27 protein-coding genes are annotated in these 25760 nt (G+C 63.0%); 11 read left to right on the top strand and 16 right to left on the bottom strand.

The genetic code is table 11. The features are described 5' to 3' along the window. Positions 1 to 146 precede the first annotated feature (146 nt). A complete protein-coding gene (locus ACYG9Y_RS10735) occupies positions 147 to 692 on the bottom strand; it encodes an MgtC/SapB family protein (protein WP_444849039.1) in 546 nt (181 codons plus the stop codon). Between the two features lie 228 nt (positions 693 to 920). On the opposite strand from ACYG9Y_RS10735, the gene ACYG9Y_RS10730 reads away from it, so the two are divergent. The 7 genes from ACYG9Y_RS10730 to ACYG9Y_RS10700 all read left to right on the top strand — a co-directional run bounded on the left by ACYG9Y_RS10730 (position 921) and on the right by ACYG9Y_RS10700 (position 8439). Then, positions 921 to 2129 (top strand): septal ring lytic transglycosylase RlpA family protein, encoded by a 1209-nt coding sequence (locus ACYG9Y_RS10730; protein ID WP_023738861.1) that lies wholly within the window; start codon positions 921 to 923, stop codon positions 2127 to 2129. A 102-nt stretch (positions 2130 to 2231) separates the two neighbouring features. Beyond that, positions 2232 to 3398 carry a D-alanyl-D-alanine carboxypeptidase family protein gene (locus ACYG9Y_RS10725; protein ID WP_023738862.1) on the top strand — a complete coding sequence of 389 codons (1167 nt, stop codon included), beginning with the start codon at positions 2232 to 2234 and terminating at the stop codon, positions 3396 to 3398. A gap of 72 nt (positions 3399 to 3470) precedes the next feature. Then, on the top strand, positions 3471 to 4145 hold the full coding sequence (gene tmk / locus ACYG9Y_RS10720) for a dTMP kinase (RefSeq protein WP_023668949.1): 675 nt from the start codon (positions 3471 to 3473) through the stop codon (positions 4143 to 4145). Continuing rightward, positions 4142 to 5197, top strand: a complete 1056-nt coding sequence (locus ACYG9Y_RS10715) for a DNA polymerase III subunit delta' (protein WP_023730621.1) — start codon at positions 4142 to 4144, stop codon at positions 5195 to 5197. The genes tmk and ACYG9Y_RS10715 overlap by 4 nt, the downstream gene beginning before the upstream one ends. A gap of 90 nt (positions 5198 to 5287) precedes the next feature. Beyond that, positions 5288 to 6838 (top strand): methionine--tRNA ligase, encoded by a 1551-nt coding sequence (metG, locus tag ACYG9Y_RS10710; RefSeq protein ID WP_023738863.1) that lies wholly within the window; start codon positions 5288 to 5290, stop codon positions 6836 to 6838. Further along, positions 6838 to 7626 carry a TatD family hydrolase gene (locus ACYG9Y_RS10705; protein WP_023728031.1) on the top strand — a complete coding sequence of 263 codons (789 nt, stop codon included), beginning with the start codon at positions 6838 to 6840 and terminating at the stop codon, positions 7624 to 7626. Before metG ends, ACYG9Y_RS10705 begins: the two co-directional genes overlap by 1 nt. Before the next feature lie 3 nt (positions 7627 to 7629). Then, a complete protein-coding gene (locus ACYG9Y_RS10700) occupies positions 7630 to 8439 on the top strand; it encodes an MBL fold metallo-hydrolase (RefSeq protein ID WP_023738864.1) in 810 nt (269 codons plus the stop codon). A 55-nt stretch (positions 8440 to 8494) separates the two neighbouring features. On the opposite strand, the gene ACYG9Y_RS10695 is transcribed toward ACYG9Y_RS10700, so the two are convergent. After that, positions 8495 to 9103, bottom strand: coding sequence for a GNAT family N-acetyltransferase (locus tag ACYG9Y_RS10695; RefSeq protein WP_460222753.1), 609 nt, complete (start codon positions 9101 to 9103; stop codon positions 8495 to 8497). A gap of 450 nt (positions 9104 to 9553) precedes the next feature. Here ACYG9Y_RS10695 and ACYG9Y_RS10690 point away from each other — a divergent pair, with 450 nt between their 5' ends. Then, complete coding sequence (locus ACYG9Y_RS10690) at positions 9554 to 10135, top strand: hypothetical protein (protein ID WP_023738865.1); 582 nt, start codon at positions 9554 to 9556, stop codon at positions 10133 to 10135. A gap of 75 nt (positions 10136 to 10210) precedes the next feature. Here ACYG9Y_RS10690 and ACYG9Y_RS10685 read toward each other — a convergent pair whose 3' ends face one another. From ACYG9Y_RS10685 to ACYG9Y_RS10645, 9 genes are all read right to left on the bottom strand, one after another. Next, positions 10211 to 10540: a hypothetical protein gene (locus ACYG9Y_RS10685; RefSeq protein WP_023696110.1), complete on the bottom strand. Its 330-nt coding sequence runs from the start codon at positions 10538 to 10540 to the stop codon at positions 10211 to 10213. Beyond that, the gene (locus ACYG9Y_RS10680) at positions 10537 to 10683 is read right to left on the bottom strand and encodes a hypothetical protein (RefSeq protein ID WP_156929791.1); all 147 of its coding nucleotides are present in this window, start codon (positions 10681 to 10683) and stop codon (positions 10537 to 10539) included. The genes ACYG9Y_RS10685 and ACYG9Y_RS10680 overlap by 4 nt, the downstream gene beginning before the upstream one ends. A gap of 47 nt (positions 10684 to 10730) precedes the next feature. Beyond that, the gene (locus ACYG9Y_RS10675; RefSeq protein ID WP_032923825.1) at positions 10731 to 11639 is read right to left on the bottom strand and encodes an alpha/beta fold hydrolase; all 909 of its coding nucleotides are present in this window, start codon (positions 11637 to 11639) and stop codon (positions 10731 to 10733) included. Between the two features lie 52 nt (positions 11640 to 11691). Further along, positions 11692 to 12468 (bottom strand): DUF2066 domain-containing protein, encoded by a 777-nt coding sequence (locus ACYG9Y_RS10670; RefSeq protein WP_031253419.1) that lies wholly within the window; start codon positions 12466 to 12468, stop codon positions 11692 to 11694. 107 nt (positions 12469 to 12575) lie between these two features. Beyond that, complete coding sequence (locus tag ACYG9Y_RS10665; RefSeq protein ID WP_023738869.1) at positions 12576 to 13352, bottom strand: pyrroline-5-carboxylate reductase; 777 nt, start codon at positions 13350 to 13352, stop codon at positions 12576 to 12578. 23 nt (positions 13353 to 13375) lie between these two features. Further along, on the bottom strand, positions 13376 to 14254 hold the full coding sequence (locus ACYG9Y_RS10660; RefSeq protein WP_023738870.1) for an aldose 1-epimerase family protein: 879 nt from the start codon (positions 14252 to 14254) through the stop codon (positions 13376 to 13378). A 175-nt stretch (positions 14255 to 14429) separates the two neighbouring features. Then, positions 14430 to 15146, bottom strand: coding sequence for a Bax inhibitor-1/YccA family protein (locus ACYG9Y_RS10655; RefSeq protein ID WP_023738871.1), 717 nt, complete (start codon positions 15144 to 15146; stop codon positions 14430 to 14432). 38 nt (positions 15147 to 15184) lie between these two features. Then, positions 15185 to 15961 carry an anti-sigma factor family protein gene (locus ACYG9Y_RS10650; protein ID WP_023710522.1) on the bottom strand — a complete coding sequence of 259 codons (777 nt, stop codon included), beginning with the start codon at positions 15959 to 15961 and terminating at the stop codon, positions 15185 to 15187. After that, positions 15958 to 16491: a sigma-70 family RNA polymerase sigma factor gene (locus tag ACYG9Y_RS10645; protein ID WP_023688465.1), complete on the bottom strand. Its 534-nt coding sequence runs from the start codon at positions 16489 to 16491 to the stop codon at positions 15958 to 15960. The genes ACYG9Y_RS10650 and ACYG9Y_RS10645 overlap by 4 nt, the downstream gene beginning before the upstream one ends. A gap of 175 nt (positions 16492 to 16666) precedes the next feature. Between ACYG9Y_RS10645 and ACYG9Y_RS10640 the strand changes: the two genes are divergently transcribed. The 3 genes from ACYG9Y_RS10640 (at position 16667) to mazG (ending at position 19319) form a co-directional block, all read left to right on the top strand. Next, positions 16667 to 17104, top strand: coding sequence for a DUF3592 domain-containing protein (locus tag ACYG9Y_RS10640; protein ID WP_023706554.1), 438 nt, complete (start codon positions 16667 to 16669; stop codon positions 17102 to 17104). A gap of 129 nt (positions 17105 to 17233) precedes the next feature. Then, positions 17234 to 18418, top strand: a complete 1185-nt coding sequence (locus ACYG9Y_RS10635) for an amino acid aminotransferase (RefSeq protein ID WP_023691284.1) — start codon at positions 17234 to 17236, stop codon at positions 18416 to 18418. A gap of 76 nt (positions 18419 to 18494) precedes the next feature. Further along, entirely contained in the window at positions 18495 to 19319 is an 825-nt protein-coding gene (gene mazG / locus ACYG9Y_RS10630) for a nucleoside triphosphate pyrophosphohydrolase (protein WP_023738872.1), read from the top strand. 6 nt (positions 19320 to 19325) lie between these two features. Here mazG and hflX read toward each other — a convergent pair whose 3' ends face one another. From hflX to ACYG9Y_RS10605, 5 genes are all read right to left on the bottom strand, one after another. Beyond that, positions 19326 to 20717 (bottom strand): GTPase HflX, encoded by a 1392-nt coding sequence (gene hflX, locus ACYG9Y_RS10625; RefSeq protein ID WP_023738873.1) that lies wholly within the window; start codon positions 20715 to 20717, stop codon positions 19326 to 19328. Further along, positions 20718 to 20963, bottom strand: coding sequence for an RNA chaperone Hfq (hfq, locus tag ACYG9Y_RS10620; RefSeq protein WP_006202172.1), 246 nt, complete (start codon positions 20961 to 20963; stop codon positions 20718 to 20720). Positions 20964 to 21108: 145 nt separating this feature from the next. After that, positions 21109 to 21969, bottom strand: coding sequence for a D-amino-acid transaminase (locus tag ACYG9Y_RS10615; RefSeq protein WP_023738874.1), 861 nt, complete (start codon positions 21967 to 21969; stop codon positions 21109 to 21111). Between the two features lie 102 nt (positions 21970 to 22071). Then, positions 22072 to 23433: a nitrogen assimilation response regulator NtrX gene (ntrX, locus tag ACYG9Y_RS10610; RefSeq protein WP_023668929.1), complete on the bottom strand. Its 1362-nt coding sequence runs from the start codon at positions 23431 to 23433 to the stop codon at positions 22072 to 22074. Further along, positions 23423 to 25711: a sensor histidine kinase NtrY-like gene (locus ACYG9Y_RS10605; protein WP_023738875.1), complete on the bottom strand. Its 2289-nt coding sequence runs from the start codon at positions 25709 to 25711 to the stop codon at positions 23423 to 23425. Before ACYG9Y_RS10605 ends, ntrX begins: the two co-directional genes overlap by 11 nt. Positions 25712 to 25760: the final 49 nt, after the last annotated feature.

Here is a 25760-nt window from a genome sequence, read left to right as displayed (position 1 = left end):
ACCTATGCTTCCGGACCAGCTTGCGGTTCATTTCTCTAGAGCGTTGCTCAGCGCCAAGTCAACCATCGGCGCTGCCATGGATAACAGGGGGTGGCGTTCGGTGCCCGAACGGAGCTGCGAGCCCGTTTTTTTCGAGCGCAAGGGCTCTAATTGCGATCCTTGCTGCCGACCTGCACCAGTTGCAGAAGGCCCAGCACGACAAGTGCGAGCACAGTTGCCAAAGCCGCGATCTGCCAGAACCCGAGCCCAACCGCCAGGCCTATGGCGCCCGCCAGCCACATGCCCGCCCCGGTGGTAAGCCCTTGAACCTCGCCCTTGGAGAAGAAGATCAGGCCGGCGGCCAGAAATGCCACGCCGGCAGTCGTGGCTTCGATCAAGCGGATAGGATCAATGGCGATTTCCTGACCATCGAAGACGTGAAGGTGAGTAATCTCGATCGTGAGGATGGCAATTAGAGCCGTCGCAACACAGACCAGGATGTGTGTCCTCAATCCGGCCGGCCGGTTGCGCCATTCGCGTTCGATGCCAACGATGGAGCCAAGGACGGCCGCGAGCAAAAGCCTGGCTGAAATTACGGAAAAGGGCAGCCACGTCTGTTGCCCAAAACGTTCAATGAATTCATCCATGACGGGCAGAACGTATCTCGGGTCGGTCGGTTCCAGGCAGCCGCGCTTCGTGCCATAGATTAACATTCAGACTCCAAGGGCCTGGGCTAGGTCTCGGATGCTGCTCCACAGGCCCGACCGACCCAAGAACTCCGCCACATTCCTGCCCGGTTCCGGACACAATCGATTAATACGCTGATAAACAATTCCTGCGCACAAGGGATGGGGATTGGCGCGTCGCAGGCATTGCTCATCTGGCTCCGCCGAAATTCTAGAAGCGGCGCCTGTGTCGAGACGGTAGGGGACATCGGAAACATGCAGACCACGACGCATCGGCGTCTTCGTCGCGCTCCTGCTTTGGTGTTGTGCGCTCTTTCGGCTGCGTTGCTGGCCGCGTGCGCGTCGCCGCAGTCCGAGCCGAAAGCCATGGTCTACAAGAAGCCTCGCTCTAAGGAATATTTTGCCGAGACCGAGTACGGCGTGAAGGCCAGCCCGCGCGTGCAGTACATGCGGCGCGGCGGCGGCCGCGACCAGTTGGGCAAGCCCTATCAGGTGCGCGGCAAGTGGTATTACCCCAAGGAAGACAAGCGCTACGCCAAGGTCGGTCTCGCCTCCTGGTATGGCGATGCCTTCCACGGTCGTCTCACAGCCAATGGCGAAGTCTACGACATGACCCATCTGACGGCGGCGCATCCGACCATGCCGCTGCCAAGCTACGCCCGTGTCACCAACACCGAGACCGGAAGCTCGGTCATCGTGCGCGTCAACGACCGCGGCCCCTATCACCAGGGACGCATCATCGATGTCTCGGAACGCGCCGCGCAAATGCTCGACTATGCCAAGGTCGGCACGGCCAAGGTCAAGGTGGAATATATCGGTCGCGCGCCGCTCGACGGCAATGATGACCAGTATCTGGTGGCCTCCTACCACCCGGGCAACAATCGTCCGGATCCGTCCGACGGCTTGCCGACCGGGGTCATGGTGGCGATGAACGGACCTTCGCCGAGCCTATCTGTTGGCGCACCCCCTGCCGTAGTGCCGTTTCCTGGTCAGTTGACGAATTCCGACACACAGCCAGTGATGTCGATGCAGGCACCGGCCTCAAGCGATGTGACGCTGCCTGAATTCGGGCCGATCGTGCCTCAGCGCCCGGAATCGCCCTTTGCCGTGGCTTCGCTCTCCTATGCGGATGAGCGCGCACAGCGCGCCGACGTCTTTGCAGCGCTTGACGACCGGGGCATGTCGCCAGCCGACATCCTGCAATCGTGGAAGAAATCCAACCCGCAGGCATCGCCTGCCGTTTCCGACTATGTCGCCGCCGGATCCTTCGACGATGCTGCCGAGGCAAAGCGGGTGGCTGCGGCTCTCGAACCGTTCGGCAGGACCGAAATCCAGAGCACCGAACTCGACGGCAATGACTGGTACGCGGTCAATCTCTATCCGGATGGCCATGGCAATGTCGACGACCTCTTGCGCGCGGCATGGTCGCATGGCGCGCCGGACGCGCTGGCTGTGCGCAACTGACCAACAAAGGCACGCCGGTTTTGTCATTGCGCGGTTGATCCGCCGGGAAGAAGCCTGATAGCGTTGCGGCAAGTTTCTGCCGGCTAACAGTCGAGCCTCTTCATGCGATTTCGCCTTTTCCACCCTTTTGCCGGGCTTTTTGGCCTTGGCTTCTTGCTTGCCGCGCTGGTTCCGGCCAACGCGCAGCTTTTCGAAACCAAGGCGACGCAGGCTTTCATGATCGATGCCGAAACCGGCACGGTGCTGTTTTCCAAGGATGCCGACCAACCGATCCCGCCGGCCTCGATGGCCAAGCTGATGACGATGGAGATGGTCTTCAACGCCATCAAGTCGAAGCGCATGAGCCTCGACGACACCTTCGTGGTTTCGGAAAATGCCTGGCGCAAGGGCGGTGCGCCTTCGGGAACGTCGACCATGTTTGCCAAGCTCAAATCGGCGATCCGGGTCGAGGATCTGATCCAGGGGGTCACCATACAGGCCGCCAATGACGGCTGCATGGTGCTGGCCGAAGGCATGGCCGGTTCGGAAGAGAATTTCGCGGCGCAGATGAACGATCGCGCCCGCCAGATCGGGCTCGCGAAATCGACATTCGTCAATTCGACTGGCCTGCCGGCCGACGGCCAGCAGACGACGGTGCGCGAACTGGCGCAGCTTGGCCTGCATATATGGCGCGAATATCCGGATCTCTATCTCTATTACGGCCGGGCCGATTTCACCTGGAACAAGATCTCGCAAAAGAACCGCAACCCGTTGCTGGCCATGGGCATCGGTGCCGATGGGCTGGCGGTCGGGTCGAGTGAGGCGGGCGGTTTCGGCATCGTCGGCTCGGTCAGCCATGACGGGACCAGGGTGTTCGCGGCGATGAGCGGATTGGCCAACGATCGCGAGCGCGCCGAGGAAGCGCGCAAGCTGCTCGAATGGGGCGTCCGCTCCTTCGAGAAGACCGAGATTTTCGCCAGCAACGAAGTGGTCGGCGAGGCCCAGGTGTTCGGCGGCGCCAAATCCAGCGTAGCGCTGAAGGCAAAGGCGCCGATCGACGTCCTGCTGCCGATCGCCAACCGCGACAAGCTGACCGCCAGGATCGTCTATCAGGGGCCGGTATCGGCGCCGGTGGAGGAGGGGCAACCCGTCGGCGCGCTGCGCGTCTGGATCGGCGATACGCTGAGCCAGGAAACGCCGCTTTTCGCCGCCGAATCGGTCGGCGTCGGCACACTGCCGCAACGCGCGTTTGATGCCGCCAGGGAACTGGCCGTAGGCTGGCTGCGTTGAGTTCCCGCGGCGTGGACCTTTTCTCGGGCGCGGACTAAGACACCAGCGCAAAGCAGGACAAAGGCCTTTCGATTGGCAAGCGGATTTTTCATCACCTTCGAAGGCGGCGAGGGCGCCGGCAAGTCGACGCAGATCGAGCGGCTGGCCCAGAAGATGCGCGCCAAGAAATACGATGTCCTCCTCACCCGCGAACCCGGGGGGTCACCCGGCGCCGAGGCGGTCAGGCACGTGCTCCTGTCCGGCGCCGCCGAGCCTTTCGGGCCGAAGATGGAGGCGCTGCTGTTTGCCGCCGCACGCTCCGACCATGTCGAGCAGGTCATCCGGCCGGCGGTGGAGCGCGGCTCCATCGTGCTTTGCGACCGTTTCCTGGATTCGTCGCGCGTCTATCAGGGCGTCACCGGCGGCCTCGATCCGGCTTTCATGGAAGCTCTGGAGGAGGTCGCCATCAACGGCATGATGCCGGACATGACGCTGATCCTTGACATTGACCCCGCCGAGGGCTTGCGGCGCGCCGCCGCGCGGCGTGGCGCCGAGGACGGTCCGGACCGCTTCGAAAAGGAGACGCTGGACATCCACCAGCGCCGCCGTGACGCCTTCCTGGCGATCGCAGCCGCCGAGCCGGACCGCTGCATCGTGATCGACGCGTCGGCGCCTCCCGCTGCGGTGGAGGATGTCATCACCGCGGTGGTGTTCGCCGCACTTGAGGCGAGGGCGCCCGCGCGCAACCGACAGGCGGCGCCCGCATGATCTTCGAACGCATCGCTCCCGAGCAGCACGACACACTGGACGGTGTACCGGAGCCGTCCGAGACGCTGCGCCTGGTCGGCCATGAGCAGGCGGCCGCGATGCTCGCTGCCGCCTATCGCTCGGGAAAACTGCCGCATGCGTTGATCTTTGCCGGGCCGGTCGGCATCGGCAAGGCGACGCTTGCCTTTCACCTGGCGCACCATCTGTTGAAGCATCCGGCCTTCGACCAGGCGCCGGATGTGTTTGCCGTTCCCGATCCGGCCTCACCGCTGTTTCGCCAGATCGCCACAGGGGCGCATCCCGGCGTGCTGCATCTGACCAGGCCGCTGAACGACAAGACCAAGAGCTTCAAGACGGTCGTCACCGTCGACGAGATCCGCAAGGTCAACCGCTTCCTGTCGCTGACCTCGCATGACGGCAGCTACCGGGTGGTGATCGTCGATCCGGCCGACGACATGAACACCAACGCCGCCAATGCCTTGCTGAAGAACCTTGAGGAGCCGCCGAGCCGCACGCTGTTCATCCTCATCGTGCATGCGCCGGGCAGCCTTTTGCCGACCATCCGCTCGCGCTGCCAGATGGTGCGGCTGACGCCGCTCGATGCCGGCAGCCTGATGAGCGTTCTGGAAACCGTCGAGCCGCCGCCACCTTCCGATCCTGCCGCGCGCGCGGCATTGGCGGAACGGGCAGGGGGCAGCGCCCGCAATGCGATCCTTCTGACCCAATATGGCGGGCTGGAGATTGCCGGCACGCTCGACGCCCTGGTCACGTCGGGCAAGAGCGACATCGCCGGCGCCTATCGCCTTGCCGAGGCCGTCGCCGGCCGCGACCAGGCGATCCAGTTCGACATCTTCAACCGCCGCGCGCTCGATCTGCTCTCCACCGGCGCCAGTGAAGCCGCGCTGGCTGGGGATCTCGCGCGGGCGAAAACGCTGTCCGACACTTGGCACGAGGCGCTGAACGCCATATCTGAGACCGATACCTACAATCTTGACAAGAAGCAGCACGCCTTGACCATGATCGACCGCCTGAATTCCGCAATGCGAATGTGACCGGTTTCGGCATTGCGGCGGGATGGCAATCGCCGTCTCGATGCGATATCCACCGCTCACATTCATTCGGCCATTCATGACGGTTAATTCATGTCACGCGACACATTCTACATCACGACACCAATTTTCTATCCGAACGGCAAGCCGCATATCGGCCACGCCTATACGGTCATCGCGACCGACGCGCTGGCCCGCTTCCAGCGCCTGGACGGCAAGGACGTGCTCTTCCTCACCGGCACTGACGAACACGGCCTCAAGATGCAGCAGACGGCCGAGAAGGAAGGCATAACGCCACTCGCGCTTGCCGACCGCAACTCGGCGATCTTCCGTTCGATGACAGAGGTCCTGGGCGGCTCGAATGATGATTACATCCGCACGACGGAACCACGCCACTACGAGTCGTGCCAGGCGATCTGGAAGGCGATGGCGGCCAATGGCGACATCTATCTCGACCGCTACAGTGGCTGGTATTCGGTCCGCCAGGAAGGCTATTTCGAAGAGAGCGAAACCACGCTCGGCGACGACGGCGTGCGCCGCGAGCCGCTTGGCTCGCCGGTCGAATGGAATGAGGAGGAAAGCTACTTCTTCAGGCTTTCCGCCTATCAGGACAAATTGCTTGCGCTGTACGAAAGCCAGCCCGATTTCGTCGGTCCGGCCGAGCGCCGAAATGAGGTGATGAGCTTCGTCAGATCCGGCCTCAAGGATATCTCGGTCTCGCGCACGACCTTCAATTGGGGCGTGCCGGTGCCCGGCGACGACAAGCATGTGATGTATGTCTGGGTCGATGCCTTGACCAACTACATCACCGCTGCCGGCTATCCCGACACCAAGGCCGAGCAATGGCGCTACTGGCCGGCCACGCACATTATCGGCAAGGACATCGTCCGCTTCCATGCCGTCTACTGGCCGGCTTTCCTGATGTCGGCCGGCATCGAACTGCCGAAGCGCGTCTTCGCGCATGGCTTCCTGTTCAACCGCGGCGAGAAAATGTCGAAGTCGGTCGGCAATGTCGTAGACCCCTTCACCATGGTCGAGCATTACGGCCTCGACCAGGTGCGCTATTTCTTCTTGCGTGAGGTGCCATTCGGCCAGGACGGCAGCTACAGCCATGACGCGATCGTCAACCGCACAAATGCCGATCTCGCCAACGGTCTCGGCAATCTGGCGCAGCGCTCGCTGTCGATGATCGCCAAGAACTGCGGCGGCGTGGTGCCGCATCGCGGCGAGCTGACCGAAGCCGACAGCGCGATCCTCGACCAGGCGGTGGAAGCGCTGGGTACCGCGCGCCAGGCGATGGCGGAACAGGGCATCCATCTCGCGTTGGCGGCGATCTTCGGCGTTGTGGCGGAAGCGGATCGCTACTTCGCCTCGCAGGCGCCCTGGGCGCTGAAGAAGACCGATCCGGCGCGTATGGAAACGGTGCTGTGGACGACCGCCGAACTGGTGCGGCGCGTGGCATTGCTGTGCCAGCCCTACATTCCGGGGTCGGCCGGCAAGCTGCTGGACCTGCTGGCGGTGCCGGCGGACAAGCGTGACTTCGCGCATGTCCATGCCGACTATGCGCTGGTGCCCGGCACGGCGCTGCCCGCGCCGGAGGGCGTGTTTCCGCGTTATGTCGAAAACCCTGAGGCGAGCGCCTGATGCTCGTCGACAGCCATTGTCATCTCGACTTTCCGGATTTCGCCGAGGAGCGGGCGGCCATCGTCGCCCGCGCAAAGGCTGCCGGTATAGGTCGCATGGTGACCATCTCGACACGCGTGAAGCGGTTTGCGCAAGTGCTTGAGATTGCCGAGAGTTTCGACGAAATCTATTGCTCGGTCGGCACCCATCCTCACAATGCCGGCGAAGAGCTGGATGTGACGGCTGAGGACCTTGTGCGCCTGTCCGCGCACCCGAAGGTGGTGGCGATCGGTGAGGCCGGGCTGGATTATTTCTACGACAAGGCGCCACGCCACGCGCAGGCGCAGGGCTTTCGCACTCACATATCGGCCGCGCGCGAGTCCGGGCTGCCGCTGGTGATCCATTCGCGCGATGCCGACGACGATATGGCTGCCATCCTCGAAGACGAAACAGGGAAGGGCGCCTTCCCCTTCATCCTGCATTGTTTTTCGTCGGGGCGACGGCTGGCAGAGGTCGGCGTGGCGCTTGGCGGCTATGTGTCCTTCTCGGGCATACTGACCTTCAAGAACTCCGCCGATTTACGCGCCATCGCAGCCGATGTGCCGCATGACCGGCTGCTGGTCGAGACCGACGCGCCGTATCTGGCGCCGGTGCCGTTCCGCGGCAAACGCAACGAGCCGGCCTATGTCGCGCATACAGCCAAGGTGCTGGCGGAGACGGTCGGCGTTGGCGAAGCCGAGATCGCGACGCTGACGACGGCGAACTTCTTCCGGCTGTTCGGCAAGATGCCGCGGCCCGCCGGGCTCTGACGCATGAGCGACCGGCTGCGCCTCACCATCCTCGGCTGCGGCTCGTCACCTGGCACGCCGCGCATCACCGGCGATTGGGGCAATTGCGACCCGGCCAATCCGAAAAACCGGCGTACACGCTCAGCCGCGCTCGTCGAGCGGATAGCAGCCAACGGCGCCAGAACCACGGTCGTCATCGACACCGGGCCTGATTTCCGTGAGCAGATGCTGATGGCGGCGGTCCGGCGCATCGACGCCGTCGTCTATACGCATCCGCACGCCGACCACATCCACGGCATCGACGATCTGCGCGGCTACGTGCTGGAGCAGCGCCATTTGATCGATGTCCATGCCGACCAGCCGACCATGCTCAGGCTGCGCGAAGCGTTCGGCTATTGCTTCGAGACGCCGCTTGGCAGCTCCTATCCGCCGATCGTCAGGCCGCACATCATCGATCACGCAAGGGCGGTGACGATCGAAGGCGAGGGCGGTGCCCTCACCCTCGAGCCGCTGCCGCAGATCCATGGCGACATCATTTCGCTCGGCTTCCGCATCGGCGGGCTGGCCTACTGCCCCGATATAAGCGACTTCCCGGATACCACCGCCGAGCGGCTGCGCGGCCTGGACATGCTGGTCATCGATGCCTTGCAGTACCATACCCATCCCAGTCATCTGTCGCTCGGTCAGGCGCTTGGCTGGATTGAAAAACTGGCGTCGAAACAGGCCGTGCTGACGCATATGCATGTGCCGCTCGACTATGCCACGGTGAAGGCCGAGGTGCCGGCCAACGTCACTCCGGCCTATGACGGCATGGTGATCGAAATTCCTTTATGAGACAGCATGATACGAGCAGATCTTTATAAGGACGTTCGGTTCTTCAGTGCGAAGATCAGCAGCGTTCCAATCCGCTCATAGCCCATGCGGGGATAAAGCAGCGCTCCGGCGTCGCCAACAGCATCGAGCACCGCGACCCATGCGCTTTGTCGTCATGCAGCATTTTGGCCATCAGCGCCTGGCCGATGCCTCGACGCCGGTGCGAAGGCTCGACAAACATTGCCGAGCACCATGTGGCGCCGACGGCGTCTATGCTGCGCACACGCCCGACGATGGCGTCGCCATCGAGCGCCACATACTGGCGAAACGGCGCATCGTCGCCGAGTTGATCGTCTGGAAGTGTCCGCCTGCGTATGACCTTTCCCAGTTGTGCAGCGCGTTCAGCCGTCCTCACGCGTTCGATAGAGACGATTGCTGGCGGGTCTGGAATTTGGCGCAGCGACTGGACGAAAAAGCCTTCCGTCCGCAGCAGCCGGTAGCCGAGCGCCTTGTAGGCCGTTCGCGTTGGTTCGTCCGGGCCATCATTCGCGATCACGACCGAAACGGCAAAGCTCGGCCGCGCATGCTGCCGCACGATGGCATCGGCTTCCTCGGCGGCGACGTCATGGACGATCCATTCTTCGTCACGGTAATCGCGTGCATTCTTGCGCTCGGCATCGCGCATCAGCCACAAGGGTCCGACGCGGCTGGCCTCGTAGGGAAAGGAACGGCTCTTATCGGTACTGAAGCCGTGCACGAACACTTCGATCGCCGCTTCGATGTCACGCTTTCCTGTCGTCATCGACACAGCGTAGCGTTGGCCATCGGCTCAAGGCAACACGCGTCGATCATGCCAAGCCTATGAAAGTCCGCGTCATTTCCCAGCTGCAGCCTCATGTAATAAGTTCCATAATCTATCTTATGCGACTTTCATATGTGGCTGCTGCTTCCATTAGCGGCGTGCCAATATACGCCCTGCTGACTGAGATGCAGGCCGGCGGCTCACTGGGCGGTCACCATCCCATGGCTGCGATACAACGCATGATTTGCCGACAACGTCCCAACGGGTACCCTCAAGGGCATCCATCTGGCAGCGATGTGGCCTGCTGACGCGCGGTTCGTATAGCTTCCCCGAATGGAATCGTTCCCCGAGGTCATCACTCACAACTACGATCCCCGTCGAGGACCGTGCAGAAATGTTTGCGAGCTTTCCGAAGAGCAGGCAGAACGGGTTCTTGACGAGATCAGAGCGTCTGGGCTGCGCGCTATCAAACCAAACTACTTGGAGAGGCGACGATTAACGGAGGAATGGCTCATTCGAGAACGGCGCCGACTGCTTGGGCCCACGAAGCTAGAGCGTCCGGTCTATTTCTTTCTTGGCGACTTTGCCGACGGCAAAGACCCGTCACGGCCAAGCCGACTCGTTATGCGACTGCGAGAGTTCCCACCGGAGACGCTCACTTTCACCTATCCGGACAGCATGGCAAGTCTCCCGATCGCGACGCGTGACGATCTTCGCCCCCAACGAAAGCGATACCACGGGCAAGTGTTTACTCTTGGTGAGATCGAAGCCGTCGTGGCCGAATTTGGGATGCCCGGTGAGCGCTGGAAGACCGATCCAACGATGAAGTACGACAAGTTCATCGAGGTGCAGGTATGGGATGATCGCCTCATTAACGAGCGGCTGCTTCAGGTCGGTTCCCCCCTCTCCCCTTAGCGATTGGGATGGCGCCTTCGCAAAGGCCTCGACTTCCTGCTCGACGGGCTGGCACCAGGATAACGAACAGGAGCGTCATCCCGAGAAGCTTTCCAGGAGGCCGCTGAAGGCTGCTGCGATTGCAACAAGATGGAAGACGCCAAGGGCCAGCCATCTGGAGCCGCCGGCGCCCGCAACAAATGCCCCATAGGCGGGAAACTGCAGCGCAGCCAATCCGATCGAAAGGCCGGTGATCGTAGTGTTGGTCAACAGCGTTGCCAGCATGGGGACCGGATAGAGAAGTCGCGCCAGCCCATAGTCGCCATGCCCGGCTCCGGCCGAATAGAGCGCCAGGAAAAAGGCGACGGGCGTGATGCCGAGGCCGACAAGGAACCCTGCCCGCGAGGAGAATTTTGGCGACGTCATCTGGCCATGGCCACGGCAGCGGACGGGTCGCGGTCGTCAGGCGCGAGCTTGGACGAAGTGACAAGCAGCTTCTCCTGATCGGCCCGCGACTTCGGCTCGATCGCGATTTGCAGCAGTGGCCAGGGCGCGGCAGACTTTTCCATCATGGCGCCATGGTTGCAGATCGATCCGATGGCCGCAACGGAGGGGTCTACGCCCGGCCCGTCCCTTTCGCTTCCTGACTGTGGACGCGCGCCAGAAAATCGCGCACCAGGGGAAGCGCCTCATCGAAATGGGTTTCGAGCAGCCAGTGGCCGGCGCCGCCGATGAGATGAAGTTCTGCTTCCGGCAAATCGCGGTGGTAGGCATGCGCCGATTGTGCCGGCATGTAACCATCCTCGGGGCCCCAGACAATGAGCGTCTGCGGTTGGTGCTCGCGCAGATAGCGCTGATAGCGCGGGAACCAGCCGAGGTTCGCCTCCAGCTTCTCCATCAGGCCGACCGCGAGCCGCCGGCGGATCGGCGTGTCCATCAAAGGCCAGTGGAGTTTCCAAAGATCGGGAGGCACGCGCTCGGCTACAGCGTAATCCACCTCTCCGACAAACTCGTGCCGGAACCCCTCCTCGCTCACCGCCTCTTCCAACGGCCGGTGCTTTTCGGGCGTCTTTTCCTTCCAATAGGCTTTTATCCCAGCGTATTTCGGCCCGAGAACATCCTGGTGTATATCGCCGTTCTGGATGATGAGTGCCGCGATGCGCTCGGGATGTGCGATGGCGTGGCGCAGTCCGATCTGCGAGCCATAATCGTGCAGCCAGAGAGCATAGCGCGACATGCCGAGCGCATCGGCGAAAGCTGTCAGAAACTCGGCATAGGCATCGAAATCATAGCCAAAAACCAACATTTCGGGCGTGGCGCTATAGCCAAAGCCGGGAAAGTCCGGCGCGAATGTATGCCAGCGATCGGCAAGTGCCGGCATCAACCGTCGGAATTGATAGGACGAGCACGGATAGCCGTGCGGCAGGAGAAGGACGGGAGCATCAGGCGGGCCGTCTTCGCGATAGAAGATGCTGTTTCCGTCAATGTCGATCCGGCGATGTTGCAATTCTACCTCCTTGCTCAAAGCTTGCCCGCCACTTTGTTTACGGTGCTCCGGCAAGAAGGTTCCCTTGAAGTCAGGGCGTGACGGCTTCCGGCTGTCCATTCCCCGACAGGATCTGCAGCGTTCCGCGCGTGGCGTTGCGGAACGCATCGTCGAAACTGACGCCACGTACCTGCCAGCGATAGTCCTTATCCTTGAAGCTGAGCCGCCAGTCGCCGACCCAGCCCAGCGCTTCCTGGCGCCATACCAAAGTGCCGGCAAGCAGGGCGTCCCCATCCAGCGTGTTGGCCACGTCGGCGAGCGCGACGTCGGACGGCCGAGGCAACTCCAGCGGCAAACCGGTCCGGTGCGCCGCGTCCGCCAGCGCAACGCGCATATCCGCCGCAAGCTCGCCGCCGCCATCGCGCACCAGCGTGAAGCCGTCGCCTTTCATCGGCCTTACATCCAGCAGTGCGACGATTTTTGGCCGCGGCACCGCCCACGGTTTGCGCCCGAGCGACGCCAGCAAGGCATCGATCTCGTCCGGGTCGAAATCGGCGGTGATGTAATGCGGCCGGTCGTGGGTGCCCTGCTCGTCATGCGGCGGGCGGTTGTTGAGCAGGTCGCGGTAGCCGACACCAGTGACATAGTCGGCCGCGTGCCGGCTCATGTCCGCAACACGCGGGTCGCCGATCAGCCGCGGGTCGCCGGAAACCTTGACCAGCACCTCTTCAAGGCACGGCGCCAGGCCCCACGCCCGGTTCTCCTCGCCAGTGCCGCTGGTCACCGACTGCGCGCGGTAGATGCTGGCGCGGTCGATGTCGGCGGCAGCGACCGGAAAGACAATCAGCACAGCCAGCGCCGCTGCCACAAAGCCCAATTTCAAGCATCCAGGCACCCGCCGACCCTCCCGAAACGGTCCGGAACATCCGTTGGAGCCATACTCCTGATCATCAGGGAACTTCAAGGTGCCGCCCATCAAGGCGTATCGCCGACGATGCGCCGGTGTACGCCGTCCAGGCTCTCGGTGAGCGCCTCGAACACGTTTCGCGCCGTGAGTTCGCGAAGAACCTGTTCGTTGATGCCGCCGCGCGTCGCATAGTCCTGCGCCAGATGCATGAAGTCGGCATCCGGCGACATATCAGGAGCGCTTCCCAAGGCTTTGAAAAGCGAGGCGATGTAATCGCGCCCCTTCCCTTCCTCCACGCCATTCCTCTTGAGCCAGCTGTTGATCGTATCGAGATATCTGAAGTAGCTGGCATAGGTTGCGGTGGCCACGCTCAACGCGTTGAATTCGGCTGAGTTCTCGACCTCGATCACTTTCCCCAGATTGCCGAACAAGGCAGCGAGAGTGGCATCCGGCGGGCAGATGATCGTTGCCCCCAGCCGGTGGGCGATCATCGGCATGGGCAGCGCTTTCGTCACCTGGTGCGCGGGTGCGGTCAAGCGGGCAATCTCCTCGCGCGGCAGCGTGGCGATCAAGCTGATGAGGTGATGCTCGCGCCGAAACCGCAAACCCGGCAGGACGTCATGCGCAATTTGCGGCCGGACAGCCAGCATGACCAGGTCGCATTGATCGAGAACCGCCTGATTGTCATCAGCGATACGCACATCCGGATAACGGGCTGCCAGCTCTGCGGCGATCTCTTCATTGCGCGGCGACAGCAGCACGGAGACGGAGTTATCCGCGACGGATTTGAGCCCGCTGACAATGGCCGCTGTAAGGGCACCCGTGCCGATGAAGCCAAGTTTCATCGCGCCTGTCTCTGGTTCATCGGTCACAGCGGCGCATGCTCGAGCCGTACCTGATAGCTCAGCACGCGCTTTTCACCGGGCGCGATCAGCATCACGCCCGGCTTGTCCGCGAACTCACCATCGAAATCGACGGGGCTGGCGAGGCCATGCCAGGGTTCGATGCACAGGAACGGAGCGCCGCCCGGCTTCGACCAGATGCCCAATTCCCTAAAACCCTGCCACGACATCTCGATCGCCGCACCGTTACGGGCGGCATAGCGCACGCTGGTGCTGGCCGGCCGGTCGAGGATCACGGCGTCTGCCTCGAACAGCTGTTCGGAAAGCGCCAGCGTTTTGCCTTCGATGGGCGTCGGCTGTGGTGCAGCCACCACCAGGCCATCCTTCAGCCGGCGGATCGGCGCCGGCTCGTTCTGGGCAAAGGTCAGGTGGTAGTCTGTCTTGGCGAGCCCCGGCTGCAATGGCCAATTGAAAGCCGGATGTGCACCGATGGAGGCTGGCAGCGTCTCGTCGCCGGTGTTGGCAATCTCGAAGCTCACACCAAGTTCGCGACGCTCGAGCGTGTAGGTGATGGCAAGGCGAAAGGCGAACGGATAGCGCGTGCGTGTATCGGCATCGTCGGTCAACACCAGCGCGCAGGATCGGGGGCTCGCGTCAGCCCACACAAATGGCTTGTCGCGGGCAAATCCGTGCTGCGTCAGGGGATAGACCCGGCCCCGATGGCGAAGCTGGTCCCCCTTCAGCCGGCCGACGATCGGAAACAGCACCGGCGAATGCCGCCGCCATTCCGGCCCGGCCTGCCACAAAAACTCCAGACCCTCGGCATTGCGCAAGGAGACGAGCTCGGCCCCCTGCCCGACAATGGTTGCCGAGATGCCGTCGCCGTGAAGCGTCACTTGTTCCATGCGTTCTCGCGGAAAGCTGCGTGCGAGCGGCAGGTTAGCAAAAGCCCCCATGGACTCAAGGGCGCAGCGACATCGCGCTGATAGAGGAGCGATGTCTCGACGGCAAAAACGACAGTGGCCGGAGATTCTCCTCCGGCCACTGCGAGATCGAGATTGTTGCCCTGCTACGGTTCGACTATTCGCGTTCGCCGGTGAAGTTCAGCAGCAGCTGGAAGATGTTGACGAAGTTCAGGTAGAGCGACAGCGCGCCGAAGACGGCGAGCTTCTGCTGCGATTCCGCGTCGAAATTCTCCGCATACTGTTCCTTGATCGTCTGCGTGTCCCAGGCGGTCAGGCCAACGAACACCGCGATGCCGATCACCGAAATGGAGAACTGCAGCGCGGTCGAGCCAAGGAAGATGTTGACGACGCTGGCGATCACCACACCGATCAGGCCCATGATCAGGAAGGACGAGAACTGGGTCAGGTCGCGCTTGGTCGTGTAGCCGTAGAGGCTGGTGGCGCCGAACATCGTGGCGGTGATGAAGAAGGTGCGCGCGATGCTGGTGCCGGTGAAGACCAGGAACACCGAAGCCAGCGACAGGCCCATCACCGCGCAGAAGGCCCAGAACATCAACTGGGCGCTCGCCGCCGACATCGTCTGCATCTTGAACGAGAACAGCAGCACGAAGGCGAGCGGCGCCAGCATCACCACCCATTTCAGCGGGCTGGAAAAGATCGGCACGTAGAGGGCCGGCGTCGAAGCGACCACCATGGCGACGATGCCGGTGACGACGAGGCCGATGCCCATATAGTTATAGACACGCAGCATGTGGCTGCGCAGGCCCTCGTCATAGACGGCGCCGGCGCGCGCGCCAGTGCCCATGCGGTATCCGAGGTCAGGGGTATTCATGCGGGTTCTCCTTATGTGGTCTCAGTAAAGTGTCCTGATCAGTAAAGTGTCTTGGCAAGCGTCTCGGCGGCGCGGTCGAGGTCGTGGACATCGCTGCGCGCGACGACCGCGTACGCGACCTCGCCGATCTGGAAATAGGCAGAGGAGATGTCGCCGGAGGGCGCGATGGCAGGCTTGACCACGTCGAAGGTTCCGGGCCGGATCGCAAACAGCGAGACCAGCCCCATATCCTTCGTCTCCAGCGCCACTTCGACGCTCGGCCCGAAGCGCGACGGATAGATCTGCACGTCGCGGACCTTCCAGTCCTTGGGCAGCGATGGCATGACGATTGCGGTGGCGGCGCGGATTTCGTCGCCATTGTAGTTGGGCGCCTCCAGCTGCGAGGGCATCGCCTCGCGCATGAGCGTCGTCTTGTGCGCCCGGATCGCTTCTTCGACATAGGCGGGCGGCGGCGGCGAAGCCACGACCTTGGTCACCAGCAGCGGCCCGAAGAGGCCGTTCGCCAGCCAGCCGGCAGCGACAAAGACGGCGACCGCGGCCACCCGCTGCAGCACGGCGAAGACGCGGCGACTGGCCAGTCCCCTGCCCAGCCGGCGCGCGACTTCAGTCGTCGCCGGCCGCGCCATGCCTGTGGAAGCAGCCAGCGCCAGGCGCAGTTCGTCGCGCGTCCTCAAGTCGGACATCACCCGCGCCGCAGCCTCCGGACGAACTGAGAGGAACGCCTCGACCTCGATGCGGCGCGCGACATCCAGCTGGTCGTCGACATAAGAATCGAGATCGGTATCGGTCACCGGGTCCCGCAACAGGTCGGTCATGACGGGTCTCCCACGATCCTCAGATGGCTTTTGGCCGGCGAAGGTGCAGCGTTTTCCATCTCGCGCAGTGCTGCGCGCGCCCTGCCGATGCGCGACATCAGCGTGCCCAGCGGCACCCCGCTGGCGTCGGCGGCCTGCTGGTAGGAAAGGCCCTCGATGGCGACCAGATGCAGCGCCGAACGCTGCTCCTCCGGCAGACTGAAAAAGGCCTCGCGCACCTGCGCCAGTCGCACGGAATGTTCCTGAGGCGCCGGGGTGCTGGCATCGGTGAGATAGCCGGCCTGCTCGACACGCGCTGCTTCCGACCGGCGCGAGCGCATCTTGTCGATGAAAGCGTTGTGGACGATCGACAGCAACCATGCCCGCAGATTGCCGCCCGAGCGGAATGTGTCGCGCCGCTCGTAGGCGCGCACCAGCGCATCGTGCACCAGATCCTCGGCGTCAGTGCCGTCGCGCGTCAGCGAGCGTGCGTAGCGCCTGAGCGAACCCAGCTGTCCGACAATATCGAAGCGTGGCATCGACCGTTTCATGCCCCGTTTACGAAACAGGCGGGGATCTTAATCCATCGCCACCAAAACTTTTTTGCGTCGCCACAATAGGCATCATGCAATCAGAAGTCCGCTGCGCACTTACCCATCTCCCGTGCGGCAGATGTTTGCTTTATGGATGAAGTCTAGCCTTATCCGTCTGTCCCAGGAGCAAAAGATGGCCAATGGTAGTCGTGTAACGGGTTTTGCAGCGTTGCCGATCGTCGGCAGGGTGTTCATCATCTTTGGCATTGTCGGACTGATCGCTTCCGGCGTGCTGGCCATCGTCGAGATGTACGGCCCTCGTACCGCTTCGGCGACAGGCAGGATTGTCGCCGCCGAATACAATCCCCGCATCGAGTTCTCGACCGCCGACGGCACCGTCATCCGCTTCAACAATGCCGTCCACAGCTCGTTCTGGGGTGATGGCGACAGCGTCCCTGTCGCTTACGACCCAACCAATCCGCAAAATGCCTCCGTCGACAGCTTCGCCGGACGCTGGTTCCTTGCCGGGCTGGCCGGCATGCTCGGCGGTTTCTCCCTGCTGACCGGCATCGGTCTCGCCGTGATTGGACGGGTGCTTATCCGGCGGATTGGAATGAACCCGTCGCCATAGCCGCCGACCCCTGCCGTACAGACAAAGCTTGGCGTAACGGTCCAGTACGCTAGCGGACTGGCGCAGATGGAAGCACTGGCGAAACGCGGCCGCTTTGCGTATTACTCCGCCGCCATTGGAGCCGTATTGATGTTCGAGACCCTGCAACCTGCCCCGGCTGACAAGATCATCGCCTTGATCGGCCTCTATCGCGCCGATCCGCGCCCCGGCAAGATCGATCTCGGCGTCGGCGTCTACAAGGACCGCGACGGCAGGACGCCGGTCATGCGCGCCCTGCGCGAGGCCGAGAAGCGGTTGCTGCAGGACCAGGACACCAAGACCTATCTCGGCCTTGCCGGCGACACCGGCTTCAACACGGCGATGGTCAAGCTGGCCTTCGGCCCCGCTGCCGACATGACGCGCATCCGCGCCGCGCAAGCGCCTGGCGGTTCCGGCGCGCTGCGGCTGGTGGCGGAGCTGTTGAAGCGGACCCGCCCCGACGCAACCGTCTGGCTGTCGGACCCGACATGGCCGAACCACCCGCCGGTGATGCGCGGGGCCGGCCTCAAGGTGCGCGATTATCCCTATTTCGATGCCGTTTCCGGCGCGGTGCGCTTCGACGAGATGCTGGCAACGCTTGGCGCAGCCGAGCCCGGCGATATCGTGCTGCTGCATGGCTGCTGCCATAACCCGACCGGCGCCAATCTCGATATCGCGCAATGGGCCAGCGTCACCGATCTTGTCGTCGAGCGCGGGCTGTTGCCCTTTGTCGACATTGCCTATCAGGGCTTTGGCGAAGGCCTGGACGCCGATGCGGCCGGCTTGCGCCTTCTCGCGGGCAAGGTGCCTGAAATGGTCGTTGCCTCGAGCTGCTCGAAGAACTTTGCCGTCTACCGCGACCGCGTCGGCGCGGCGATGATCCTGGCGAAGGATGGTGCGCAAGCCGATGTGGCGATGAGCCAGATGCTGGCGGCGGCGCGCGCCATGTATTCGATGCCGCCGGACCATGGCGCCGCCGCCGTGCGCATGGTGCTGGAAGATGATGGCCTTCGCGCCGACTGGGAGGCGGAGCTGGAGGAGATGCGGCTGCGCATGCTGAGGCTGCGCGTCCAGTTCGCCGACGCGCTGCGCCGGCAGTCCAACTCCGACCGCTTCGACTTCATCGCCAGCCATCGCGGCATGTTTTCCAGGCTTGGCCTGACCGAGGCGCAAGTCGAGCGGCTGCGTGCGGAGTATGGCGTCTACATGGTCGGCGACAGCCGCATCAACGTCGCCGGCCTGCCCGAGGACGGCATGGATGACCTCGCCAAGGCGGTTGTGTCGGTACTCGGCTGAAGCTCGCTGTGGACAATCTCCCCTCTCCGGCTGACGCCGTTGGCCGCACGACAGGCAGCGGGATAGCATTCGCCGCATGAAACCTTCGCGCGACATTTCCCGGCTGATCGAGATCATGGCGGCGCTCAGGGCGCCGAAGACCGGTTGTCCCTGGGACATCGAGCAGGATTTCTCGACCATCGCGCCCTATACGATCGAGGAAGCCTATGAGGTGGCCGACGCCATTGCGCGCGGCGATCTCGACGATCTGCGCGACGAACTCGGCGATCTCCTGCTGCAGGTCGTCTACCACGCGCAGATGGCTGAGGAAGCCGGCGATTTTGCCTTCGGTGATGTGGTCGAGGCCATCACCACCAAGATGATCCGCCGCCATCCGCATGTCTTCGGCGACGAGAAGGCGCGCAGCGCCGGCATGGCAAAGGGCATGTGGGAAAAGATCAAGGCTGAGGAAAAAGCCGAAAAGCGAAGCGCCCGCCTCGCCCGCGGCCTCGACCCCGAAGACAATGGCAAGGGGTTCCTGGACAGCGTGCCCGTCGCCCTGCCCGCTTTGACGCGGGCGCTAAAGCTGCAGGAAAAGGCTGCCCGTGTCGGTTTCGACTGGAGCGAGGCAGCACCCATCCTCGACAAGATCGAGGAAGAGATCGGCGAATTGCGCGAGGCGCTGGCCAAGGGCGAAACGGCTGAGATCAAGGACGAATTCGGCGACATGCTGTTTGCCGTCGTCAACCTGGGCCGTCACCTCAACCTCGATTCGGAAGCGGCGCTCAGCGGCACCAACGAAAAGTTCCGCTCGCGCTTCCACTATGTCGAGCGCGCGATCGATGCATCGGGAAGCACGCTCGAAAAAGCCACGCTGGACGAGATGGAAGCGCTCTGGCAGCAGGCCAAGAGCGCGAAATAATCAGGCTTACTGCCTGTTTTTGCGGTGCAATCGGCTTTCGATCTCATGCCGCGCGCTGTGCGTAGCCTTGAGTGCAATGGTTGCGCTGCCATCCTCATTGTCTACCCGCGAAACGACGTCGCCATTGCGGTAGAGCCAGTCGACAAGGCCGAACTGCGCCGGTTCGATCGTCACCGTCAATTCCTCGAGTTCGCCCGACATCCTGGTCTCGATCAGCGCCTTCAGCGCATCGATGCCTTCGCCGGTGACGGCCGAGATGGCGATCGGCGGCGCCTTGTTGGCGTCAGTGCCGTCGGCAAGCAGACGCTCGCGGTTGCCGTCGTCGAGCAGGTCGACCTTGTTCCACACTTCGACGACGCGCTTGGCATCGCCGGCATCGACGCCGAGATCGGCGAGAATGCGCTCGACGTCCTCGGCTTGCGCTGCGGTATCCGGATCCGAAATATCGCGCAGGTGGATGACCAGATCGGCCTCGACGACCTCTTCCAGCGTGGCGCGGAAGGCGGCGACCAGATGCGTCGGCAGGTCCGAAATGAAGCCGACTGTGTCCGACAGGATGATCGGCGTGCCGTGCGGCAGGCGCACGCGGCGCAGCGTCGGGTCGAGCGTGGCAAACAGCATGTCTTCGGCCAGCACGTCGGCCCCGGTCAGCCGGTTGAACAGCGTCGACTTGCCGGCATTGGTGTAGCCGACGATCGCCACCACCGGGAACGGCACCTTCTTGCGCTTGGCCCGGTGCAGGTCGCGGGTGCGGCGCACCGTTTCCAGCTCATGCTTGAGCTTGATGATTTTTTCCTGCAGCTGCCGCCGGTCCGATTCGATCTGGGTTTCGCCGGGGCCGCCGAGGAAGCCGGCTCCGCCGCGCTGGCGTTCAAGGTGGGTCCAGCTCCGCACCAGGCGGCCCTTCTGGTAGTTGAGATGGGCAAGTTCGACCTGCAGCGTGCCCTCCTTGGTCCGCGCGCGCTCGCCAAAAATCTCCAGGATCAGTCCGGTGCGGTCGAGCACCTTGGCATTCATTTCTTTTTCGAGATTGCGCTGCTGCACCGGCGTCAGCGGATGGTCGACGATGACCACCTCCGCGTGACCCTCTTTGACGATCTCGGCGAATTCCGCGACCTTGCCGCTGCCGAGCAAGGTTGCCGGGCGTGGATCGTTGACGGTGACCACCGCCGTGTGGATCAGATCCAGGTTGATGGCGCGGGCAAGGCCGACCGCTTCGTCGTGGCGCGCATCCGCCGAACGCGTCAGCCGTGGACGGTTCGTTTCGTCATCGTTGCGCTGATGCCGGGTAAGCACCGGCACAATGACAACCGCCCGGGTCGGACCTGTGGCTTCCGTCCCGGAATTATGTGCTGGTTTCCCGCGGACGCCGCGGTCCGCGTCTTTTTCACGTGCCAATCAGGCGCCCTGGCTTTCCTCGCCATCGAACATCTGAACCGGCTGGCTCGGCATGATCGTGGAAATGGCATGCTTGTAGACGAGCTGGGAGTGGCCGTCACGGCGCAGCAGAACACAAAAATTGTCGAAGGAAGTGACCACGCCGGTCAGCTTGACGCCGTTGATGAGAAAGATGGTGAGTGGATTTTTGCTCTTGCGAACAGAATTCAGGAACAGGTCCTGAAGGTTTTGCGATCGTTCCGCCATTGTTCTTGTCTTTCGCCGATCCCCTTCGGTTTGCAGGCCAATGCGCCAAATTAGCGGGCACATGTCAAGCTTGCAAACACCCCCTTGCCGTCAGTAACGACAAGCAGAACGAGATATATTGATGTGCAGTCCGTCTGTGCGGTTATCAGGCTGGACTTTTTTCCGCAACGTCAAAAAAGGCTTGCCGCAATGAAAGTGTTATCGAACCGGGGTTCCCATTGGCGACCGCGGCACCGTCGATTGCCACGACCGGCATGGCGATTGTCGTTGCCGAACTGATGAAAGCTTCTCGCGCAGCCTTGGCTTCAGTGACTGAAAAACCGCGCTCCTCGATCGTCAACCCGAGATTTGCCGCCACTTCGAACATGGTCGTGCGGGTGATGCCGCGCAGGATGCCATGCTCCGCCGGCCGGGTAACCAGAACGCCGTCCCTTGTAACGATCCAGGCGTTGGACGAGCCGCCCTCCTTGACGTTGCCATCGGTGTCGACGAACCAGGCTTCCTGGGCGCCGGCCTCCTTGGCTTTCTGCTTGGCCAGCACGTTGGGCAGCAGGCCGGTGCTCTTGATGTCGACCCGGTCCCAACGGTTTTCCGGCACGGTGATGACCTTGATGCCCGCCTCGGCTCGCTTGGCGGCCGCCGCCGGGTCGGCCTTTCTGGCCGTAATCACCAGCGATGACGGTGTATCGGCCGGGAAAACGAAGTCGCGGCTGGCAACACCGCGCGTAACCTGGACATAAACCAGGCCGTTGACGACGTGGTTGCGCCGCACGATCTCGCGCAGAAGAAGCGGCAGCACGCCCTTGGTGACCGGCCAGTCGATCGACAATTCGCTAAGCGAGCGGTTCAGCCGGGCAAGATGGCGCGGCATGTCGACGATAAAGCCCTGCGCCACCTCGCAGACCTCGTAGACGCCGTCGGCGAACTGATAGCCGCGATCCTCGATATGCACGGCAGCGTCGGCATGGGCGACATAGCGCCCGTTCACATAGGCAATGCGCGGCATGGGTTATCCCTCAGAACAGTCTCGCTATTTCTAGGCGATTCCGCCGCTGCCGTAACCGGCAATTGCACGGGCCACGGCCCGCTGGACCAACAACAATGGGGATCAGACCCCCAGCGACTTCAGTTTCCGGTGCAGCGCCGAGCGCTCCATGCCAATGAATTCCGCCGTCTTCGAGATGTTGCCGCCGAAACGGTTGATCTGGGCGATCAGATAGTCCTTCTCGAACTGTTCGCGCGCCTCGCGCAGCGGCAGCGCCATGATGTGCTGGTCGGACTGGTTCGGCGTGCGCGGCATGACATCGCCGATCTCCGACGGCAACAGGTCGGCGGTGATCGGCGCATCGATATCGTCGCCACGCGCCAGGATCATCAGCCGTTCGACATTGTTGCGCAGCTGGCGGACATTGCCCGGCCAGTTGTGCGCCTGCAGCACGGCAAGCGCATCGTCGCCGATGCGGCGCGGCTTGATGCCGGCCTGGCGAGCGATCTGCTTCATGAAATTGTCGACGAGATAGGGAATGTCCTCTCGCCGCTCGGCCAGGCCCGGCACCATGACCGGAACCACCGCCAGGCGGTGATAGAGGTCTTCGCGAAAACGGCCGTCGGCGATCATCGCCTCCAGGTTCTGCGAGGTCGAGGAGATGATGCGGACGTCGACCTTGACCCGCTTGGTGCCGCCGACCCGCTCGAACTGCTGTTCGACCAGCACGCGCAAAATCTTGTTCTGCGTCTCGCGCGGCATGTCGGCCACTTCGTCGATGTAGAGAATGCCGCGGTGCGCCTCTTCAAGCGCGCCGACCTTGCGCTCGGTGCCGTTCGATTCGGTGCCAAACAGCTCGATCTCCATGCGCTCGGGCGTGATGTTGGCCGCGCTCAGCGTCACGAACGGCGCGCCCTTGCGCGTCGACAGCGTGTGGATGGCGCGCGCGGCGAGCTCCTTGCCCGAGCCGGACGGACCGATGATCATGACGCGGCTGTTGGTCGGCGCCACGCGCTCGATGGTCTGGCGCAGCTGGCTCATCGCCGACGACATGCCGATCAGGTCGAAGGTTTCGCCGCTGCGCTGCTTGAGGTCGGACACCTCGCGCCGCAATTTCGAGGTTTCGAGCGCCCGCTCGGCGATCAGGATCAGCCTGTCGGCCTTGAACGGCTTCTCGATGAAATCATAGGCGCCGCGGCGGATGGCCGACACCGCTGTCTCGATATTGCCGTGGCCGGAGATCATCACCACCGGCAGGCTCGGATGCATCGTCTTGATCTCGTCGAGCAGCGCCAGCCCGTCGAGGCGCGAGCCCTGCAACCAGATGTCGAGGAAAATCAGCCGCGGCGCCCGGTCGGCGATTGCCGCGAGCGCGCTGTCGGCATCGAATGCCGTGCGGGTTTCATGCCCTTCGTCGCTCAATATGCCCGCGACGAGTTCACGGATGTCTTCCTCGTCATCGACGATGAGAATATCAGACGCCATTACCGACCTTTTCAGTTTCTCGTTCGTGTTCCGTTTCGCCTTGATCGCGTGGCGGCGCGGTTGCGGCAGCTGGCGGCAGGATGATCGAGATCATCGCGCCGCGTCCACCGTGGAAATCCGCAGGCGCATCGTGCAATTCGAGCCGCCCGCCATGGTCCTCCACGATCTTCTTGACGATGGCGAGACCGAGCCCGGTGCCCTTCTCGCGCGTCGTCATGTAGGGCTCGAGCAGCCTTTGGCGGTTCTCGCGTGGCAAGCCTTTGCCATTGTCGATGACGTCGATTCTGATCGCGCCATTCTGCCGGGCAGCTTGAATCCGGATTATGCCGTGCGAACCGTCCTTTTGTTCCAGCCCGTCAATCGCCTCGGCCGCGTTCTTGATGACGTTGCCGAAAGCCTGCGCCATCAATCGGCTATCGAACGTGCCCTTGAGCGGTTCGTTGCCGAACACGCGTTCGAAAGCAATGTCGGCGCGGCTGACTTCGACCAGGAACGACGCCTCGCGCAGCGATTCACGCAGATCGATGGCTTTCATCTCGGGCTTGGGCATGCGGGCGAAAGCCGAGAACTCGTCGACCATGCGGCCGATATCCTCGACCTGCCGGATGATCGTGTCGGTGCACTGGTCGAAAATCTCGCGGTCCTCGGTGATGACCTTGCCAAAGCGGCGCTTGATGCGCTCGGCCGAGAGCTGGATCGGCGTCAGCGGGTTCTTGATCTCATGTGCGATGCGCCGCGCCACATCCGCCCACGCCGACGAGCGCTGCGCCTGGACCAGATCGGTGATGTCGTCGACCGTCACGACGTAGGATTTCTCCTCCTCGCCGTCGTCGCCGGCCTCGATGGTGATCTGCACGTTGAAGGTACGCTCGGCGCCGGTGCGATAGAAGGTGACCTGCTCGCGATAGACCGGCTTGCCGGATTTGCGGCCGATCTCGAAGACACGGCCGACATGCGGCAGCACGGCGGACAGGTTCTGCCCCAGCGCCGCCGTGGCCGATATGGCCAGCATCGTTTCGGCCGATTTGTTGACGATGGAGACGATGCCGTAGGGATCGACGCCGATGACGCCGGCGGTGACGCCGGCCAGCACCGCTTCCGAGAAACGACGCCGTTCGTCGATCAAATCCTTGGCCGACAGGATCTCGTTGCGCTGCGATTTAAGCTCCAGCAGCATCTTGTTGAACGTATCGCCAAGCGAGGCGACATCGCCGTCGGAAGGCCGTACCGGCACGGCGACATCGAGATTGCCGGTCGCAACCTCGTCAGCCGCGCCGATGAGCTGACGGATGGGCCGCACCAGACGGTCGGCCACCGCTATGCCGGTCCAGATGGCCGACAGGATGATGATCAGCGTCAGTGACAGATAGGGCAGCGCGAACGCCACCTGCGACGTCCGCCTGTTGTCTTCCAGGCCGCGATATTCGGCGGTGTTGGACTGGACGATCGCCCTCGCCTTGATCACTTCGGGGTCGACCAGGCGATTGGTGTAGAGGTAGAGTCCTTCGATCTCCCGCAGCTTGATGATGGCGCCCATGATGTTGCGCGTCTTCGGCTCGATTAGCACCGGCTTGCCGTCGGCCGCACTTGCCACCGCGCCCTCAGGCGGTGCTGGCATGGCGAAGTCCGCATCGGTCTGGGCACTCACGACAAAGGAGCCGTCTTCCCTGACCAGCGCCGCATGCACCAGGCTTCTGCCGACGGCTTCCTTGTTCATCAGGTCGAGAAAGCCGGTTCGATCGAGGCCGTAAAGCGTGCGCGACGCATCGAGATCGTAGGCCATCGACAGCGTCGTGCCCTGAAGATTGCGAGCGTTTTCCTGCACATAGGCGTCGGCGATCGACAGCGACGAGTTGACGATCGCCTTGGTGCGGATCTCGAACCAGCGGTCGAGGCCGATATCGAGCGTGATCGAGGCGATGATGGCCACCATGATGGCGGGGATGGCCGCGACCAGCGCAAACATCGTCACGATGCGCACATGCAGCCGCGACGCCGCCTTGCCGTGCCGGCGCGCCATGGTGATGCGATGCACCTCGCGGCCGACGAGGGCAATCAGCGCCAGCACAAATAAGGCATTGGCCGCAATCAGCGTCAGCGTTGTGTTTGCGTCTGGCGTGATCGGCGTGGCGCCGACAAGAATCGCAAACGAGATTGCCGCCGTAACCAGCGCGCCGGCAATTGCCACAACGCCGGGCAACGCAAGCAGCCGCCGTCCATCCCTCTGGCCGGGTCTGCTGAAAAGCGGTTCGTTTGATGTCAGAGCTTGCGAAGCCATGTCGCCGTCTAAGAGCCAGTGATTGCGTCGGATGTATGCAACGCATTGT

Source organism: Mesorhizobium sp. W050 (assembly GCF_054719535.1).
Note: the sequence above shows the minus strand (reverse complement) of the source record. Positions and strands in the feature narration are given on the sequence as shown.

Excerpts from the sequence above, each read along its gene's own strand:
- ACYG9Y_RS10655 (WP_023738871.1), bottom strand. The coding sequence starts at position 15,146 with ATGAATACCCCTGACCTCGGATACCGCATGGGCACTGGCGCGCGCGCC.
- mazG (WP_023738872.1), top strand. The coding sequence starts at position 18,495 with ATGAAACCTTCGCGCGACATTTCCCGGCTGATCGAGATCATGGCGGCG.
- ACYG9Y_RS10645 (WP_023688465.1), bottom strand. The coding sequence starts at position 16,491 with ATGAAACGGTCGATGCCACGCTTCGATATTGTCGGACAGCTGGGTTCG.
- ACYG9Y_RS10650 (WP_023710522.1), bottom strand. The coding sequence starts at position 15,961 with ATGACCGACCTGTTGCGGGACCCGGTGACCGATACCGATCTCGATTCT.
- ACYG9Y_RS10735 (WP_444849039.1), bottom strand. The coding sequence starts at position 692 with ATGTTAATCTATGGCACGAAGCGCGGCTGCCTGGAACCGACCGACCCG.
- ACYG9Y_RS10635 (WP_023691284.1), top strand. The coding sequence starts at position 17,234 with ATGTTCGAGACCCTGCAACCTGCCCCGGCTGACAAGATCATCGCCTTG.
- hfq (WP_006202172.1), bottom strand. The coding sequence starts at position 20,963 with ATGGCGGAACGATCGCAAAACCTTCAGGACCTGTTCCTGAATTCTGTT.
- ACYG9Y_RS10700 (WP_023738864.1), top strand. The coding sequence starts at position 7,630 with ATGAGCGACCGGCTGCGCCTCACCATCCTCGGCTGCGGCTCGTCACCT.
- metG (WP_023738863.1), top strand. The coding sequence starts at position 5,288 with ATGTCACGCGACACATTCTACATCACGACACCAATTTTCTATCCGAAC.
- ACYG9Y_RS10665 (WP_023738869.1), bottom strand. The coding sequence starts at position 13,352 with ATGAAACTTGGCTTCATCGGCACGGGTGCCCTTACAGCGGCCATTGTC.
- ACYG9Y_RS10640 (WP_023706554.1), top strand. The coding sequence starts at position 16,667 with ATGGCCAATGGTAGTCGTGTAACGGGTTTTGCAGCGTTGCCGATCGTC.
- ACYG9Y_RS10705 (WP_023728031.1), top strand. The coding sequence starts at position 6,838 with ATGCTCGTCGACAGCCATTGTCATCTCGACTTTCCGGATTTCGCCGAG.
- ACYG9Y_RS10730 (WP_023738861.1), top strand. The coding sequence starts at position 921 with ATGCAGACCACGACGCATCGGCGTCTTCGTCGCGCTCCTGCTTTGGTG.
- ntrX (WP_023668929.1), bottom strand. The coding sequence starts at position 23,433 with ATGGCGTCTGATATTCTCATCGTCGATGACGAGGAAGACATCCGTGAA.
- ACYG9Y_RS10660 (WP_023738870.1), bottom strand. The coding sequence starts at position 14,254 with ATGGAACAAGTGACGCTTCACGGCGACGGCATCTCGGCAACCATTGTC.
- ACYG9Y_RS10680 (WP_156929791.1), bottom strand. The coding sequence starts at position 10,683 with ATGGAAAAGTCTGCCGCGCCCTGGCCACTGCTGCAAATCGCGATCGAG.
- ACYG9Y_RS10690 (WP_023738865.1), top strand. The coding sequence starts at position 9,554 with ATGGAATCGTTCCCCGAGGTCATCACTCACAACTACGATCCCCGTCGA.
- ACYG9Y_RS10715 (WP_023730621.1), top strand. The coding sequence starts at position 4,142 with ATGATCTTCGAACGCATCGCTCCCGAGCAGCACGACACACTGGACGGT.
- ACYG9Y_RS10725 (WP_023738862.1), top strand. The coding sequence starts at position 2,232 with ATGCGATTTCGCCTTTTCCACCCTTTTGCCGGGCTTTTTGGCCTTGGC.
- ACYG9Y_RS10615 (WP_023738874.1), bottom strand. The coding sequence starts at position 21,969 with ATGCCGCGCATTGCCTATGTGAACGGGCGCTATGTCGCCCATGCCGAC.
- ACYG9Y_RS10605 (WP_023738875.1), bottom strand. The coding sequence starts at position 25,711 with ATGGCTTCGCAAGCTCTGACATCAAACGAACCGCTTTTCAGCAGACCC.
- ACYG9Y_RS10695 (WP_460222753.1), bottom strand. The coding sequence starts at position 9,103 with ATGCGCGATGCCGAGCGCAAGAATGCACGCGATTACCGTGACGAAGAA.
- ACYG9Y_RS10685 (WP_023696110.1), bottom strand. The coding sequence starts at position 10,540 with ATGACGTCGCCAAAATTCTCCTCGCGGGCAGGGTTCCTTGTCGGCCTC.